Genomic DNA, 16496 nt, shown 5'->3' on the forward strand with positions numbered 1-16496 from the left:
AGCGCTATGGCGATATTACCTCTATCTGCAGACAACAGGAGTTTATAGTGGAAACTGGCACAATTATTTCTCTAGCGCTGTATTTTCTTGCCATGCTGGGCATCGGTCTTTACGCCTATAAAAAATCAACCGATGACGTATCCGGCTATATGCTCGGTGGCCGTGCTCTTGGCCCCGGTGTAACGGCATTATCAGCCGGCGCTTCAGATATGAGTGGCTGGATGTTGATGGGCTTACCCGGCGCTATTTATGCCTCGGGCGTATCACAACTGTGGATAGCCGTGGGCTTAGTTGTCGGTGCTTATCTCAACTATGTCATCGTAGCACCGCGCTTACGTACTTATACCGAAGTCGCCAATGACTCCATCACCATCCCGGATTATTTCGCAAACCGCTTTGACGATAAAGGCCGTCGTTTGCGAATTTTTTCCTCGTTGGTCATTATCATCTTCTTCACTCTGTATACCTCGGCCAGCTTAGTCGCCGGTGGTAAGCTATTCGATACCTCGTTTGGTATGGATTACACCACTGGCTTGTGGGTTACCGCCGGTGTGGTCACCGCTTACACCTTATTCGGTGGCTTTTTGGCGGTCAGCATGACCGACTTTGTGCAAGGCTGCATTATGTTCGTTGCGCTGGTGCTGGTACCGATAGTTGCGTTCAACCACTTAGGTGGTATGGATAGCGTGATTGGTCAAGTCAGCAGCATCGATAAAGACTATTTGGACTTTTTCAAAAATGCCAAATTTGAAGATGCGATGTTGCGCGATATCTCCTTTGTTGGTGTGATTTCATTACTGGCTTGGGGCTTGGGTTACTTTGGTCAACCACACATTATCGTTCGCTTTATGGCTATTCGCTCGGTCAAAGACGTGAAGACAGCACGCCGTATCGGTATCAGCTGGATGTTCGTATCGATTATCGGTGCGATGGCAACCGGCTTTGTCGGCATTGCTTATGTCAACGAAACGCAAATGACCTTAGCCGATCCTGAGACTATCTTTATCGAATTCTCCGAAGTGCTGTTCCATCCGTTGATCAGTGGCTTTTTGTTAGCAGCGATATTAGCGGCCATCATGAGTACCATTTCATCGCAGCTATTAGTCACCTCAAGCTCGTTAACCGAGGATTTCTATAAAGCCTTTGTGCATCGTGATGCGACCGATAAAGAATTGGTCTTAGTCGGTCGGCTATCGGTATTAGTGGTCGCCTTAGTGGCTATCTATCTCGCTTGGGACCCAGAGAATACCATTCTGGACTTAGTCGCTAACGCTTGGGCTGGCTTTGGTGCAGCGTTTGGACCTATCGTCATTCTGAGTTTGTTCTGGAAGCGTATGAATCGTAATGGCGCGCTGGCCGGTATGCTGGTCGGTGCCATCACCGTGCTGCTGTGGATTTATGGACCCACCGTCGACGGTCAGCATTTAAGCGCGTACATTTATGAAATCATTCCTGGTTTCGTATTCTGTACTATCGCTGCTGTTGTCGTGAGCATAGTCACAGCCGATCCATCAAAAGAGATTCAAGATACTTTTGAAGAAATGGAAAAGGTTATTGATGAACACGCTTAAAGCGGCTCTTTAGCGCACCCCAAAAACCCGCCCGTGTGGCGGTTTTTTTTATCCTGCATTAACTAGATAATGCATTCAGTTTGAATTCCGTTAGCTTCCATCTATAATTTTCAAGCAACCGTTCATAAGAAATTATATGTTCCACAATTAATCAGGCCTAAAATCACATATATAAATTTTAATTAAGCATTAATCAAAAGCTAAAGAGCACAGAAAGCCTATGGATATACAGTTTACTCAAGTTTTGGCCTTAACTTTATATAAAATTGTGAGTCTTATAGTTGGAGTTTTTTTATGTTTCATGGGTTATAAGCTATTCGCAATAGGAATATGGGGTAATGCTGGAGATGCAGAAGGGGCATTTGGGAATAATCGATTAGTCTTGAAAAAAGCAGCACCAGGAACTTTTTTTGTCTTGTTAGGAACAATAGTTATTGGATTAACCATTATAAAGGGAATGAACTATGAGAAAATTCCAAATAATGAAATTCATCACGAAAAGCCAACACTTACCGATTAGCGCTTTCATTCTCTTGTTCAGTACTTCAATTATAGCCGAAAACAGTTCGGTAGACCCAGATTACCATTACAAACTTGCTAAACAGGCTTATCATCAGCAAGACTGTATTAGCACAATACACTATTTAGAGGAGTATCTAAAGAAAGCAACTCCCTCACCCTATAGAATGGATTCTATCGAGAGAGTTATGCTTTGGTGCCATCGCTATATATCCTCCACAAAAAATTCAGAAAACCTATGGAATATATATGGAATCATCGCTAAAAAATCTAATAAGTCTATTCAAGAAGTTGTTAATGATGGTGAGCAAATGTCACTTCGAGAAAAGCCAGAATTAGATAAATAGAAAAATATAACTAATATTCACTTGAGCGAAATGTTAATAGAGCAAATAAGATTTCCGCCAGTGCGCCTAGTGCGGCGACTAAACTCGGCGGAAATAGATTAGCAGACAGCAACACCAGTGCTCCCGCAGCAATCCCCAAGCCACAGAGTAAACCACCTAGTAGCCAATAGCGGCGCAACCCATACAAACTTTGGAAGAGTAAATAGCGCGACCCAATCACGACTAACATCGCTGGAAAAAACCAGTCGGCACGATACCAACCCACAGCGATAGCCAGCACGATACCTATCAACATGATAATCGTACTCTCGATAGCCAAAGCGGCTAAACCGTTAGTTTTTGCGTGCTGGCCGCTATGCTTACATAGTTTGCAAAGCACAATACTCAGCGGAAAAATAAACATGCCGCCGATCAACAGTGCCACTTGACCATGAAATAAGCTGCTTGTCGCCGCTAACAACGCCGCCACCGCCCACACTAACCCCGACACTAGCACTCCGGCAGCGCCATTCATGTATGCCCGGCGCATGTCCTGTTGGCAATCTCGCACGTCCATAGCCATCCCCTATTTTTATTGTTTATATACTGCAAGAGAAGAGGATTATGCTGCCCCATCAAGCGCCTTTAAACCAGTGACAATTGTCACTGATCTTTAGTCACGGACCTTTAGCCGCTGCTCTTTAGTCACTGAAAAACCGACGCGATCAGCCTTTACGTTCTTGATAAAGTTCTAACTCGTCAGCGATCAAGTCAGCTAACCGTTGAGTTGCCTCGTAGCCTATGTCGATGGCCTCTTCGCCGCGCTCAAACTCTAATATGCCGATGTGGCCTAAGCGTGGTTGAATTAAAATATCGGGTGGGTCGCCGGCCATTCTGGCTTTAGTAATACGTTCCTGCATGATATCGATAGCACCAGCCATGACGCTAAACATACCCGGAGCTTTATAATCGTTACCCGAAAAACGCTTTTTAATGTTCTCAAAGTAGTGTTGACCGTGCGCCAAAAAGTTACCAAATAACCCTGCTTCCTCATCGTGATGTTCGCCGTGATCTGGCGCTTTTTCTTGCTCTGCTTGATCGGCGGCGGTTTGCGGTGGCATGCTACGCGCCCGTTGTTCCAGTGCCTTATTATTGATCTGCGAGTTTAAATGCACGGCAATGACAAAATCGGCACCCATCGCCCGGCACAATGACACCGGCACCGGGTTGACCAAACCACCGTCAACCAACCAACGGCCGTCATAAGCGGTCGGAGCTAATAAACCTGGCATCGCACACGAGGCGCGTGCCGCGTGAAACAGGTCACCCTCACGTAACCAGATTTCTCGACCACTATATAAGTCGGTCGCCACTGCGCCAAAAGGGATCGGCAATGACTCGATGCCTTTAGCGCCAAAGTTTTCGCGCGCATAGTTAAACACTTTTTCGCCGCCGATAATGCCGCCGCTATTAAAACCAATATCGAGTAGGTTAAAAACTTCCCAACGATTCATGCCGCGTACCCAGTCTTCCAGTTCTTGCACACGGCCTGCGGCAAAAGCACCACCCACTAACGAGCCGATAGAGGTCCCAGCAACAATATCCACTTCAACACCCATTTCTCGTAACGCATTCAATACGCCAATGTGCGCCCAACCACGGGCGGCTCCAGAGCCTAGCGCTAACGCCACTTTGATATTCGACATCAATTCCTTTCCATTGTTAATTATTGCGCTTATGATGAATCATTATCAGCATAACACCGACACTTACCACAACGTTTATGTTCTTTTATCTGGCCAGACAGCCAATTTTTAATCGACAACAACAGTTGTTTGCTTATGAGTTGCTGTTTCGCGACGGCCCAAACAACGCGTTTCCGGATATTTCACCCGAAGAAGCCACGGCACGCCTAGTCGAAACCAGCGAGTTTAATGGTGGTATCGAGAGCTTAACCGATGGCCATCCGGCTTTCATTAATTTTACCGAAAGCGCCCTGCTCAATCAGCTGCCATTGGTACTACCCAATCAGCACCTGGTAGTCGAAATACTAGAAACGGTAAAGCCCAGTAATGAGATTATCGAAGCGGTTAAAAGATTGCGTAAAAAAGGCTACCGCTTAGCGCTCGATGACTTTGAATATAATGACAGCTGGAACGCCCTGCTACCCTACATCGACCTCGTCAAAATCGATTTTCGGGCTTTGCCGATTGCTAAAATTCAACAACACTTAAAGCAAATGTCGGCCTTCTCGCTTAAATTTCTGGCAGAAAAAATCGAAACACAGGCCGAGTTTAAACAGGCCTATGAACTCGGCTTTAGTTATTTTCAGGGCTATTTCTTCGCCCGCCCTGAACTGATGCAAAAACGCCAGTTAAGCGCTTCGCAGATGGCACTCTTAGATTTACTTAAAGCCATTAACGATGACAACTTTAGTATCGACGAAGTCAGCAATATCGTACAACATGACGCAGCCCTGACTTATAAGCTGCTACGCTTTGTGAACTCAGCAGTCTTTAAGCGCAACACCAGTATCGACAGTATTCGCAAAGCGGTCGTTTTTTTAGGTCAGCAAGAACTACAAAAATTCGTCGCTATTGTCGCAACTGCGCAAATTAATGACGATAAGCCCTCAGCGTTGATGCATAGCGCCATTGTACGCGCACGCTTTTGTGAAATCCTTGCACAAACCTTAAATCAACAGCAAGCAGCGACGCAACAACGAGCTGCCACTATTGATGCCGCAAGCGCTTTTCTGTGCGGTTTATTTTCGTTGTTAGATGCGATGATGGACGACAGTTTAGAAAACTTATTGACCCGTATTGCCGTCAATGCCGATGTATATCGAGCTCTCGTGAACCAGCAAGGCGAGTTAGCTAACTTGCTAACTCTGGTGCAAGCGTATGAGCAAGCCGACTGGTCTGCTATCCATCAGCAGGCGGCAGCGTGGCAGCTTGATGAAGCTGAACTCTCCGCACTCTACCATCGAGCCCTGCACTGGAGTGCACAGCTAAAATCGGTCGATTAAGAACGCCGCTCAGGATAATCAGGTGCTAACTCGATGAGTGTTAGGTGCCCGGCACTAGACGCTTCTTTACGCTGTTGATTTTGCAGGCCTTTGGGTGAGCGTTGCGAGCGGGTAAAGGCACCGGTATCGATATAATGCACATTGGCTAAATGACGTGATTGTTTAACAATGGTGTGGCCGACAAACAGTCGCTCAATGCCATGCACGACAAAGCTTTTCTCGGCCTTTATTCGTGCCCGTGACCACATCACCCACTCTTGCATATCCGCATCAGCTTGCTGCAACGCTTGCGTGATCTCAGGCCAACTCAAACTGACAGGTACATCGGCATGCACGACGCCGATCAACCCCATCAGGGTCTCGACCTCGATGGCTAATACCGTATGTTCGTTAACCGCCGCATAGACGTCGTCTTGTTGCTCGTGGTTAAGTTGAAAAAACCATTCACCACCGAAGCCCTGCCAATTGCGCGCGAGCTGCTGATCTTGCTGCCGACAGTAACGCAATAGCACATCTTCATGGTTACCACGACAACAATAAAACCAGGGCTGCTTAAGTAATTCCACTAACTTAAGCGAATCCGGACCGCGATCAATAATATCACCAACCGCCAACAGTCGATCGTTGTCGGTATTAAAATTGACGCGAGTTAACAATGTCGTTAACTGTTGCCATTCACCGTGAATATCGCCCACCACAAAGTCTCGTCCTTGTTGATTCTGTGCCAGCCGTAGCACATTTGCCTTCATAATTACGATTTCCTTTAAGCGCTATTGGGTAGCTTCACGCGATATTGTTAATATTGTTTACAACTACTTAACCATATCTAAATATTGTACGTAACGCACCGCATAAATGTGTTTTTTCAGCGTGTCACCGGTTTTTTAGCCAGCGACGGCTGCGCGTCAGCAACAGAGCAGCGTAAGTTTTCGACAACTGTGATAAATTATCGGTTCATAAAAAATGCTTAAGGAGATGTAGCATGACCGTCGCTAGTGCTTGGTTACAGCGCCAGGACAATAGCCGTGAAGGACGCGATAACGATCTGCGCCATCCTTATCAACGTGATAAAGCTCGCGTTTTGCATTCAGCAGCTTTTCGTCGCTTGCAAGCGAAAACCCAAGTCATGTATATCGGCATGCACGATTTCCCGAGAACGCGATTGACGCACTCGCTTGAAGCCGCCCAAATCGGTACTGGTCTAGTATCGCGCTTACGCCAGCAGCAAGCTGCGGTTAGTGAACAACTCGGTTTATCAAAAAGCTTGATTGAATCGCTTTGTTTAGCACATGACATCGGCCATCCGCCATACGGCCATGGCGGCGAAATCGCACTACACTACATGATGCGAAACAGCGGTGGTTTTGAGGGTAATGGGCAGACCTTTCGCATTGTCACGCAACTTGAGCCCTACACTCAACATAATGGCATGAATCTGTGCCGCCGCACGCTATTAGGCTTATTAAAATATCCGGTACTGCAGTCTCAACTGGTGCAGACTCGGCAACCGGCAGCAATTAGTCAGCATCAGCAGTTAGATACACGGCTTTGGCATCCGCCCAAGGCGTTGTTCGACGATGATAGCGATTATTTAGATTGGGTATTGGCGCCGCTTAGCGATAGCGATCGACAGCAATTTCAACAGCTTTCGCAACAACCTAGCGAGCATCAGGCGGGTCGCAGCCGACATAAATCGGTCGATGCCAGCATTATGGAAATCGCCGATGATATCGCCTATGCTGTGCACGACTTAGAGGATGCCATTGTGGTCGGCTTGATTCAGCGCGAACAGTGGCAACAGCTGGTGTTACCGGAGTTAGAGCAACTCATGGTGGACGGCTTAACGCTGCCGCTGCATGAACTCACGACACAGCTATTTTCGGGCCAACATTTTGCCAGAAAAAACGCGATTGGCGCATTAGTTAATCACTTAGTCAATGCCGTCGACTTGATCCCCAACACGGTCGTTTTTGACGAACCATTACTGGCTTGGACAGCCAGTTTGGGGGTGTTAGAGCAACGTCTATTACACACCTTCAAACAGTTTGTGTTTTATAACGTTATCCGCCGCCCTGATATGCAAGTACAAGAGTTCAAAGGCCAACAAATTGTCATGGCATTATTTGAGGTGCTAAGTGTCGATCCGCTGCGGCTATTACCGCATAATACCGCCGCCCGCTACCGTCAGGCTGAAGCCGATGGCAGTCAACCGCAGCGTATCATCGCCGATTATCTGGCCGGTATGACCGACGCTTATGCGGCTCGCTTACATCAAGATCTGTTTTCACCCGGGTTGGGATCATTCTATCGCTAAGCTAAACAGGCCAGTCATGGCTGGCCTGTTTGACTGTTAACATTAGGCGTCGGTAGCCGGTTTATAGCGACTCAGCCAGTGTGCGTACGGCGCCGGCAATACCCACGCCGGGTCCTCTATGCCGAGTTCTTGTGCAGCGCGGTAGCTCCAATGTGGATTGCTCAAGTGGGCGCGACCAATCATGACCAAATCAAGTTGCTGATTGACCACACAGTCGTTAGCCAAACGCGGGGTATCTACGCCCCATGCCGTGGCTACTGGCAATTCTGCTTCGTTTCTAATACGTTCGGCAACGGGCGCTAAAAACGCCGGTCCCCAAGGGATATTTGCCGTCGGCGTGTTAAAGCCAATGCTGACACTGACAAAGTCGGCGCCTAACGCTTTGAACTGTTTTACCGTTTGCACCGACTCCGCCAGCATGCGCTCGTCATCGCCGTCGTATTCGATCACGCCAAAACGTACCGTTAGCGGTAACTGTTGCGGCCAAACTGCACGCACCGCCGCTAAAGTTTCTAACAAAAAGCGGCTACGTCCAGCTAAATCACCGCCATAGTTGTCGTCACGTTGATTCGAGTACGGTGAATAAAAGTTTTGTGCTAAATAGCCATGCGCAAAGTGTAACTCTAACCATTCAAAACCGGCCTGTTTTGCGCGCACGGCTGCCGCCACAAAGTCTTGTTTAACCCGCTCAATGTCATCTAACGTCATCGCCTTAGGTACGCGTGGTAAGTTAGCACCAAAAGCTAGTGCTGAGGGGGCTATGGTTTGCCAAGCGCGTTCATCATCGGCGTCAATATGGTCATCACCCTGCCATGGGCGATTGGCGCTGGCTTTGCGCCCAGCATGTCCGATTTGAATACCCGCTACCGCCCCGGCGGCTTTGATTTGTTCTGCAACCTTGGCCATACCGGCAATTTGTTCATCCTGCCACAACCCCGTACATGCTGGCGTAATACGCCCCTCGGGCGAGACCGCAGTAGCCTCGACAATCACTAACCCTGCACCACCACGCGCTAAACTCGCATAATGACTGATATGCCAGTCATTAATAAAGCCATCAACAGCGCTATACTGACACATCGGTGGGACTGCTACGCGATTACGTAGGGTGACATTCTTTAACGAAAATTCAGAAAACAACTCACTCATACTGCGCTATCTCCGCTGAAATCATCTAGTGAAAATTAACTTTAGAAGTAGGTTACACAGACCAATTAATCACGTAAAATTATTAATTATTATGAAATTTATTAGTGAACGTAATGATAAATACAAAATGGTTACAGACCTTTTGCACCCTAGCCGATATTGGTAGCTTCACTGACACCGCCAAACAACTGCATATGACGCAATCGGGTGTCAGCCAACACATCAATAAATTAGAGCAAGCTATCGGCCAAGCGTTGTTAATACGGCAAGGAAAACGTTTTATTCTGACCGACATCGGTGAACGCTTGCGGCAGCAGTCAACTGACTTGATCGCTCAACTACAATCTTTAGCCGTCAATGTCAGTCTAGATTGTCCCTATGAGGGTGAAGTGCGGGTGATGTCTCCGGGTAGTATAGGATTAAAGCTCTACCCTCATTTCTTAGCATTGCAGGCACAATATCCGCAATTGGTCATCGATTACCGTTTCGCGCCGAACGATAGCATCGACCAAGCGCTGTTGAATAACCAAATCGATATCGGTTTTAAAACCTGTCCCGATGCGATGACTGAACTAAGCAATGTTAAAATTGCCGAAGAGGCACTACTGTTAGTCACCCCCGCCGAGCTGAGCCAACCCGATTGGTTAAGCCTGCAAAAATTAGGGTTTATTGATCACCCGGACGGCGCTTATCAGGCGCAGCAATTACTTAGTGCCAACTATCCACAATTTCAGCACGTTAACAAACTGCCGAAGCGGGGCTTCTCTAATCAGGTCAGCCTACTACTTGAACCCGTTAGCCTAGGCCTTGGCTTTACTGTATTGCCGGCTCACGCTGTGCAAGCCTTCGCTAAACCAGAAAAAATTGCCGTACATCATTTACCGATTGCGGTCAGCGAACCGATTCATATTGTCGAACTGCGCGATAAGCCTCGACCTAAACGCATTCACACCATTGTCGAGGAAGCCTTGCTGAGATTTAGCCAATGTGAAGCTTATGCCTGCACCGACTGAATCGATGAAAATTCTCCAACTACCTTTGTAATCGATACCAAAAAGCCCTGCAGAGGCTAACACTGTGCAGGGCTTTTCAACTGACTCAGCGATTATTGTTGCGCTGCTATCCAACGGTCGATTTTGTTTTCCAGAATGGCTAAAGGCAGTGCGCCGTCTTCTAACACTTGGCGATGGAAGGCTTTGATATCAAAGTCATCACCTAACGCTGTTTGCGCCTTATCACGTAACTCTTGAATTTTAAGCTGACCGATTTTATAGGCCAACGCTTGTCCCGGTAAGGCCATAAACCGCTCCGCTTCAGAAACCGCTCGTGCTTCGGCAACCGGGGCGTTAGCATACATATAGTCGAGTACTTGCTGACGGCTCCAGCCCTTGGCGTGAATCCCCGTATCAACCACTAAACGAATAGCTCGCCATAGTTCCGCCGCTAACGCACCAAAACGCTGGTAAGGCTGCTCATAAAGCCCCATATCGTAGCCCAGCGACTCGGCATATAGACCCCAGCCCTCAATATAGGCGGTTTCGCCACCAAATTTACGAAACGCCGGTAAACCACCCAACTCCTGTTGGATAGATAATTGAAAGTGGTGACCTGGCGCGGCTTCATGTAAGAACAATGCGGTTTTTGCCCAAGTCGGACGTGAACTCAAATCATAAGTGTTTAGATAAAAAATAGCCGGTCGCGAATTATCAATCGGCGCAGTTTGATACGATCCTGAACTGGCTGATTTTTCGCGAAAAGATTCGACCGCACGTACTTCATATTCGGCTTTCGGAAAGATATCAAACAACTGTGGAGTCAGCTCATCAACGGTATCTCGTAATGCTCGATAATCGCTTAGCATGGCCTCACGGGAGTCATAATGAAACTGTGGATCGTCTTTAGTAAACTCAAAAAAGTCAGCCAAATCACCTTGAAAATCAACTTCCTGCATCACCTCACGCATTTGACGATGAATGCGCTCAACCTCATTCAAACCTATTTGGTGGATCTGCTCGGGCGTCAAATCGGTAGTGGTACGATTTTTGGCATTATAGGCGTACCAAGCTTGCCCATCGACGGTATCGGTTTGTATGGCGCCTAGGCCAACCGTGTCGCGAGTTTCAGCCAAATAATCGTTGACCAGATAGTCACGCAGGCGTTGATAAGCCGGCAGTACCTGTTGCTCAATAACAGTCTGATATTGCGCTGTTAGACGCTGCTTATCGGCATCACTGAAGCTCTCTGGCAGCGCCTTAATTGGCTTCCAGAAGATGCTTTGATTGATATCATCAACGAGATGCGCCTCGATTTGCGGAATCGCTTTTTCGATCAAAATACGCGGTTGCACAACGCCCTGCTGAACCCCCATTTTCATATTGCTGATAGCCTGATCTAACAGCGTTGGGATCTGTTGCATACGCTGTGCCCAGTCATCATAATCATCAACGCTACGGAACGGCTGCGCCGACTGACCCGACCCCAGTATCGCTAAGCGGCTGGTCAGGTTATAAAACTGGTTAATCGGGATCAAATAATCGGGATATTGCGCACCCTCAATGGCCATTTCGCGCTCGCGTTTAAAGATATCGTAGCTAACCGCAGCTTGGCCGCTAAGCTGCTGTCGATCAATCTGCTCAAGACGCTGCAAATAGCGCTTATCTAAGGCAAGCGAGCGATTGCGGTATTGCTCTGACAAAAAGTTAGGTAGACGATCATTAAAACGATTATCACCGATATAGGTTGCCATCAGTGGGTTTAACAGCAACGATTCTTCAAAATAATCAGCGAACAACTGTTGTAGATGTTGTTCGCTAGTACTGGTCGCTTGCTGTGACGAGCTATTCTGCGCAGTAACGTTGTCATTGCTAGCGTTTGGCGTACCACAGCCGTTCAGTAAAACAGCGCCGATAGTCAGCGCAATCAGACCTTTTTTCATTAGTATTATCCTTGCTGATAGCATCTGGTTGTCAGTAGTATGCTTTCAGTCTAACCAGCAAGCATATAAACACCAAGGCAACTAGGGCCTTTAATGCCGCCGCTCATCTTGTCGCGCCCCCGTTTTACCGCATTTAACCTCAAATCGTCGAAAAACAGCCCCTTAACACACAAAAAAGCCGTGATGCTCACAACATCACGGCTTTTCAGTATTCGTTTATCCGCTAAGTCGAGTGACCTGCTTATGCCAATATATCGTCTTCTTGCTCGCTACTACCACCCTTGGTGTTTGTCGTATCGGCTTTCTCTGCATCAGGAACAGCCTTAGCTAACAACATATCACGTAAGGTTTTCTCGATCTCTTCAGCAATGGCAGTATTCTCGCTTAAAAACTTCATTGCGTTGGCTTTACCCTGACCGATCTTATCACCGTTGTAGCTATACCAAGCGCCCGCCTTATCAACAATTTTATGTTTGACACCCAAATCAATCAATTCGCCCTCTTTCGAGATACCAGCGCCGTACATGATTTGGAATTCGGCCTGCTTAAACGGCGGAGCCACTTTATTTTTAACGACTTTAACGCGCGTCTCGTTACCAACCACCTCGTCGCCCTCTTTCAGCGCACCGGTACGGCGAATATCTAGACGTACCGACGAGTAGAATTTCAGCGCATTACCACCGGTGGTGGTTTCTGGGTTACCAAACATGACACCAATTTTCATACGAATTTGGTTAATGAAGATACATAAGCTGTTCGACTTTTTAATATTTGCCGTTAACTTACGCAGTGCTTGCGACATCAAACGGGCTTGCAAGCCAACATGGCTATCACCCATTTCACCTTCAATTTCAGCTTTCGGTGTCAACGCCGCCACCGAGTCGACAACGACCACATCGACAGCACCAGAGCGCACTAACATGTCGCAAATCTCAAGCGCTTGTTCACCGGTGTCGGGCTGTGACACTAACAGTTCGTCGACATTCACATTGAGTTTACGCGCATACACCGGATCTAATGCGTGCTCGGCATCAACGAATGCGCACGTTTTACCTTGCTTTTGTGCTTCGGCGATAACTTGTAAAGTTAAAGTCGTTTTACCACTCGACTCTGGCCCATAAATTTCGACGACACGACCAAAGGGTAAACCACCGATACCCAACGCAATATCAAGACTGAGTGAGCCAGTTGATACTGAGGCAATATCTAACGCCTGGTTATCGCCCAAACGCATGATTGAACCTTTACCAAACTGTCTTTCAATTTGTCCCAGCGCGGCATCGAGTGCCCGTTGTTTATCGTTTGCTGCCATGTCTTGCTCCGCGTATACTTGCCTAAATCAGCTTAATCGTATTGACCATCGTGCTCAAATTCACGATAGACTTGATTAACTGCTCAAAGATGATATCCATCAGTATACTGTAAAAATATACAGTATCAACTGAGAATCAAAAAAAACCACATGCAATTGCCTAAGTAATTGATATAAAAATCATTTTAAATACTCAACAAGCTCAGTCAGCGCCTCTTTAATCGTTTGTTGACGCACCGCCGCGCGATCGCCGCTAAAAATCGACGACCAACTAAAACAGTCGTCCCCGCAGGCAATAGCAAACCACACTAGACCAACGGGTTTATCTTCCGAACCGCCATCGGGCCCAGCAATACCTGTCACCGCTACAGCAATATTGGCATCGGCCTGTTGCAGTGCACCTTGCGCCATGGCCTGCGCACACTCGGCCGACACCGCGCCTTGTTGCTCCAGTATAGACGAGCTAACCGATAGCCAACGTTGCTTCAACGCATTGCTGTAGGTGATTAAACCACCAGATAACCACGCAGAACTTCCCGCTATGCTGCTGATCGCGTATCCTATACCTCCAGCAGTACAGGATTCTGCCGTTACGATTTGATAATGATGGCGTTGCAGTAACTGCCCTAACGACTGTGCTAACTGATTAATTTCTTTATTTATTTCAATAGTCACGTTCAGGCTCCAAGGAATCAGAATTTTATGATGTCTGCGTCTAACCTATCAGAACAACAGATAAAGTCACACACGCCGATGATGCAGCAATATCTGCGTATAAAAGCAGAGCATCCGCACATCTTATTATTCTATCGAATGGGTGATTTTTACGAGTTATTTTTTGATGATGCCAAACGTGCAGCACAATTATTAGATATTTCGTTGACCAAACGCGGACAAAGCGGCGGTGCCCCCATCCCCATGGCAGGTGTGCCTTATCATGCCGTAGAAAACTATTTAGCGCGCTTGATTCAACAAGGTGAATCGGTCGCTATTTGTGAGCAAATAGGCGATCCAGCCACCAGCAAAGGGCCGGTAGAGCGCAAAGTCGTACGCATTGTGACGCCAGGCACGGTTACCGATGAATCGTTGTTACAAGAGCGTCAAGATAATCTGTTGGTCGCCGTTAGCCAGGACAAGCAAGGTTACGGCTTAGCCGCGCTAGATATTAGCAGTGGTCGCTTTTGGCTTAGTGAAGTCAGTGACGACGCCGCTTTACAAGCGGAACTACAACGCTTACAGGCTGCTGAGCTATTATACCCTGAAAGCTTTAATCAGGTCTCGCTATTAAAACCCGCACGTGGTTTACGCCGTCGTCCCGATTGGGATTTCGAGCTCGATAGCGCGCGCCAGCAGTTACGACAACAGTTTCAAGTTCAGCATCTTGACAGTTTTGAAGTGGAATCGTTGCCGTTAGGACTCTGTGCCGCCGGTTGCCTGTTGCAATATGTCAAGGATACCCAACGCACTGCGCTACCGCATATACGCAATATTCATAAAGAGCAGCCCGATGACGCCATTATCTTAGATGCTGCCACTCGTCGTAATTTGGAACTGACAGAAAGCTTTAGCGGCGCAGCGACGCATTTAGCTGCGGTACTTGATCACACCGTCAGCGCTATGGGTAGTCGTTTATTTAAGCGTTGGTTGCACCGCCCTTTGCGCAATCAAGAACAGTTAAAACAACGCTATCAAGCCGTTGCGGCACTGACTGAAAGCTTGTTTTTTAACGACGTACAGCAACAATTGAAAGGTATCGGCGACGTCGAACGTATCGTCGCTCGACTGAGCTTGCGTAGCGCACGCCCGCGTGATTTCGCACGATTGCGTGATACGTTATCTATTTTACCATCGCTAAAGCAGTTATTGCGTGCGCAAGCGTTACAGCCCTTAGTGACGCAAATTGCCGAGTTTAACCAACAAGCCGAACTGCTCCAGCGCGCCATCATTGACAGCCCACCACAACTCATTCGTGATGGCGGGGTTATCGCCGAGGGTTACGATGATGAGTTGGATGAATATCGGCGCTTAGCTGAGGGCGCCACCGACTATTTACAGCAATTAGAACAACGCGAGCGTGAACGCACCGGCATCAGCACCTTAAAAGTCGGTTATAACCGGGTGCATGGTTATTATATCGAGACCAGTAAGCTGGCGGCCGATAAGATCCCGTTAGAGTATCAGCGTCGACAAACCTTAAAGAATGCCGAGCGTTATATCATCCCCGAACTCAAGGCCCACGAAGACAAGGTACTGAATAGTCAGGCGCGCGCCTTAGCTCGAGAAAAATGGCTGTATGAGCAATTATTTGAGCTGCTATTGCCGCAACTCAATGCATTTCAGCGCATGGCTTCGGCATTAGCCGAACTGGACGTTTACTGCAGTTTTGCTCGCTGTGCTAGCGATTACGGCTTCGTTAAACCCAGTCTAACTCAACAACCTGCGCTACAGCTAAAACAAGCACGCCATCCGGTCATCGAGCGTCTGAGTCAAGAGCCTTTTATCGCTAATGATGTCATCTTAGACGAGAAGCGTCGGGTGTTAATGATCACCGGACCCAATATGGGCGGTAAGTCGACCTACATGCGCCAAACCGCGTTAGCCGTCATACTCGCTCATATCGGTAGCTACGTTCCCGCCGATGAAGCAGTTATTGGCCCTATCGACCGTATTTTCACTCGCATCGGTGCCGCAGACGACCTTGCTTCAGGACGCTCGACCTTTATGGTGGAAATGACCGAGACGGCAACAATTTTGCACAATGCTAGCGCACAAAGCTTAGTGCTGATGGATGAGATAGGTCGTGGCACGTCGACCTACGACGGTTTATCGCTGGCTTGGGCCTGCGCCCAAAAGCTAGCGGCTGACATTAGCTGCTTTACCCTATTTGCTACGCATTACTTTGAATTAACCGAATTAGCCGAGCAACTACCCGCGACGGTTAATGTCCATGTTGAAGCGATGGAACATGGCGACACTATCGCCTTTTTGCACCGCGTTAGCGAGGGTGCGGCGAGCCGCAGTTTTGGTATTCAAGTGGCTCAGCTGGCGGGTCTGCCGGCCGATGTATTAGCGTTAGCAAAACAAAAATTAGAACAGCTAGAGCAACAGCATCAATTGCCTCAACAACCACACCGCGCAACAACTTCAGTAGCGGCGCCAGAGCGACAACAATCATTATCGCTAGCAACGCCAAAGCAAGTGCCAGATGATACTGAGCAAACACGCGCAACGGCGCTGTACCAGCAACTAAAAAGCCTGCAAAGCGACGAGTTAAGTGCTAAGCAGGCTTTAGATTTACTCTATCGCTGGCAACAACAATATATCAACCAGCAAAACTGACGC

General features: G+C 47.8%; 14 protein-coding genes. 7 read left to right on the forward strand and 7 right to left on the reverse strand.

Annotated elements, in window-relative coordinates; all coding sequences use genetic code 11:
* Positions 1–47 precede the first annotated feature (47 nt).
* The 3 genes from putP to A10D4_RS14055 all read left to right on the forward strand — a co-directional run bounded on the left by putP (position 48) and on the right by A10D4_RS14055 (position 2437).
* Positions 48–1571, forward strand: a complete 1524-nt coding sequence (gene putP, locus A10D4_RS04080; protein WP_008487923.1) for a sodium/proline symporter PutP — start codon at positions 48–50, stop codon at positions 1569–1571.
* Positions 1572–1791: 220 nt separating this feature from the next.
* Positions 1792–2091, forward strand: a complete 300-nt coding sequence (locus A10D4_RS04085) for a hypothetical protein (RefSeq protein ID WP_008487925.1) — start codon at positions 1792–1794, stop codon at positions 2089–2091.
* On the forward strand, positions 2036–2437 hold the full coding sequence (locus tag A10D4_RS14055) for a hypothetical protein (protein ID WP_008487926.1): 402 nt from the start codon (positions 2036–2038) through the stop codon (positions 2435–2437). The genes A10D4_RS04085 and A10D4_RS14055 overlap by 56 nt, the downstream gene beginning before the upstream one ends.
* Positions 2438–2447: 10 nt before the next feature.
* Here A10D4_RS14055 and A10D4_RS04090 read toward each other — a convergent pair whose 3' ends face one another.
* Together A10D4_RS04090 and rssA are read right to left on the reverse strand one after the other, a co-directional pair.
* A complete protein-coding gene (locus tag A10D4_RS04090; RefSeq protein ID WP_040502439.1) occupies positions 2448–2993 on the reverse strand; it encodes a DUF7010 family protein in 546 nt (181 codons plus the stop codon).
* Between the two features lie 148 nt (positions 2994–3141).
* Positions 3142–4122, reverse strand: coding sequence for a patatin-like phospholipase RssA (gene rssA, locus A10D4_RS04095; RefSeq protein ID WP_008487928.1), 981 nt, complete (start codon positions 4120–4122; stop codon positions 3142–3144).
* 77 nt (positions 4123–4199) lie between these two features.
* Between rssA and A10D4_RS04100 the strand changes: the two genes are divergently transcribed.
* On the forward strand, positions 4200–5444 hold the full coding sequence (locus A10D4_RS04100) for an EAL and HDOD domain-containing protein (RefSeq protein ID WP_008487929.1): 1245 nt from the start codon (positions 4200–4202) through the stop codon (positions 5442–5444).
* On the opposite strand, the gene A10D4_RS04105 is transcribed toward A10D4_RS04100, so the two are convergent.
* A complete protein-coding gene (locus tag A10D4_RS04105; RefSeq protein WP_008487930.1) occupies positions 5441–6193 on the reverse strand; it encodes a metallophosphoesterase in 753 nt (250 codons plus the stop codon). The two genes, A10D4_RS04100 and A10D4_RS04105, sit on opposite strands and share 4 nt — an antisense overlap.
* 233 nt (positions 6194–6426) lie before the next feature.
* Between A10D4_RS04105 and A10D4_RS04110 the strand changes: the two genes are divergently transcribed.
* Complete coding sequence (locus tag A10D4_RS04110) at positions 6427–7758, forward strand: anti-phage deoxyguanosine triphosphatase (protein WP_008487931.1); 1332 nt, start codon at positions 6427–6429, stop codon at positions 7756–7758.
* 42 nt (positions 7759–7800) lie between these two features.
* Here the strand turns inward: A10D4_RS04110 and A10D4_RS04115 are convergent, their stop codons facing one another.
* Complete coding sequence (locus A10D4_RS04115; protein WP_008487932.1) at positions 7801–8907, reverse strand: NADH:flavin oxidoreductase/NADH oxidase; 1107 nt, start codon at positions 8905–8907, stop codon at positions 7801–7803.
* Between the two features lie 113 nt (positions 8908–9020).
* On the opposite strand from A10D4_RS04115, the gene A10D4_RS04120 reads away from it, so the two are divergent.
* Positions 9021–9920, forward strand: coding sequence for a LysR family transcriptional regulator (locus tag A10D4_RS04120; RefSeq protein WP_008487934.1), 900 nt, complete (start codon positions 9021–9023; stop codon positions 9918–9920).
* Positions 9921–10012: 92 nt separating this feature from the next.
* Here A10D4_RS04120 and A10D4_RS04125 read toward each other — a convergent pair whose 3' ends face one another.
* The 3 genes from A10D4_RS04125 to A10D4_RS04135 form a co-directional block, all read right to left on the reverse strand.
* The gene (locus A10D4_RS04125; RefSeq protein ID WP_008487935.1) at positions 10013–11842 is read right to left on the reverse strand and encodes a DUF885 domain-containing protein; all 1830 of its coding nucleotides are present in this window, start codon (positions 11840–11842) and stop codon (positions 10013–10015) included.
* A gap of 241 nt (positions 11843–12083) precedes the next feature.
* Positions 12084–13154, reverse strand: a complete 1071-nt coding sequence (recA, locus tag A10D4_RS04130; RefSeq protein WP_008487936.1) for a recombinase RecA — start codon at positions 13152–13154, stop codon at positions 12084–12086.
* Positions 13155–13334: 180 nt separating this feature from the next.
* Positions 13335–13829, reverse strand: coding sequence for a CinA family protein (locus A10D4_RS04135; protein ID WP_008487937.1), 495 nt, complete (start codon positions 13827–13829; stop codon positions 13335–13337).
* 30 nt (positions 13830–13859) lie between these two features.
* Here A10D4_RS04135 and mutS point away from each other — a divergent pair, with 30 nt between their 5' ends.
* The gene (gene mutS / locus A10D4_RS04140) at positions 13860–16493 is read left to right on the forward strand and encodes a DNA mismatch repair protein MutS (protein WP_040502490.1); all 2634 of its coding nucleotides are present in this window, start codon (positions 13860–13862) and stop codon (positions 16491–16493) included.
* Positions 16494–16496: the final 3 nt, after the last annotated feature.

This window comes from Idiomarina xiamenensis 10-D-4, assembly GCF_000299895.1.
GTDB lineage: Bacteria > Pseudomonadota > Gammaproteobacteria > Enterobacterales > Alteromonadaceae > Idiomarina > Idiomarina xiamenensis.

What these genes read in the sequence shown, in the direction of transcription:
- A10D4_RS04120 (WP_008487934.1), top strand. Translation starts at nt 9,021, where the DNA reads ATGATAAATACAAAATGGTTACAGACCTTTTGCACCCTAGCCGATATT.
- rssA (WP_008487928.1), bottom strand. Translation starts at nt 4,122, where the DNA reads ATGTCGAATATCAAAGTGGCGTTAGCGCTAGGCTCTGGAGCCGCCCGT.
- A10D4_RS04090 (WP_040502439.1), bottom strand. Translation starts at nt 2,993, where the DNA reads ATGGACGTGCGAGATTGCCAACAGGACATGCGCCGGGCATACATGAAT.
- A10D4_RS04115 (WP_008487932.1), bottom strand. Translation starts at nt 8,907, where the DNA reads ATGAGTGAGTTGTTTTCTGAATTTTCGTTAAAGAATGTCACCCTACGT.
- A10D4_RS04100 (WP_008487929.1), top strand. Translation starts at nt 4,200, where the DNA reads ATGTTCTTTTATCTGGCCAGACAGCCAATTTTTAATCGACAACAACAG.
- recA (WP_008487936.1), bottom strand. Translation starts at nt 13,154, where the DNA reads ATGGCAGCAAACGATAAACAACGGGCACTCGATGCCGCGCTGGGACAA.
- A10D4_RS14055 (WP_008487926.1), top strand. Translation starts at nt 2,036, where the DNA reads ATGAGAAAATTCCAAATAATGAAATTCATCACGAAAAGCCAACACTTA.
- A10D4_RS04085 (WP_008487925.1), top strand. Translation starts at nt 1,792, where the DNA reads ATGGATATACAGTTTACTCAAGTTTTGGCCTTAACTTTATATAAAATT.
- A10D4_RS04105 (WP_008487930.1), bottom strand. Translation starts at nt 6,193, where the DNA reads ATGAAGGCAAATGTGCTACGGCTGGCACAGAATCAACAAGGACGAGAC.
- A10D4_RS04110 (WP_008487931.1), top strand. Translation starts at nt 6,427, where the DNA reads ATGACCGTCGCTAGTGCTTGGTTACAGCGCCAGGACAATAGCCGTGAA.
- mutS (WP_040502490.1), top strand. Translation starts at nt 13,860, where the DNA reads ATGTCTGCGTCTAACCTATCAGAACAACAGATAAAGTCACACACGCCG.
- A10D4_RS04125 (WP_008487935.1), bottom strand. Translation starts at nt 11,842, where the DNA reads ATGAAAAAAGGTCTGATTGCGCTGACTATCGGCGCTGTTTTACTGAAC.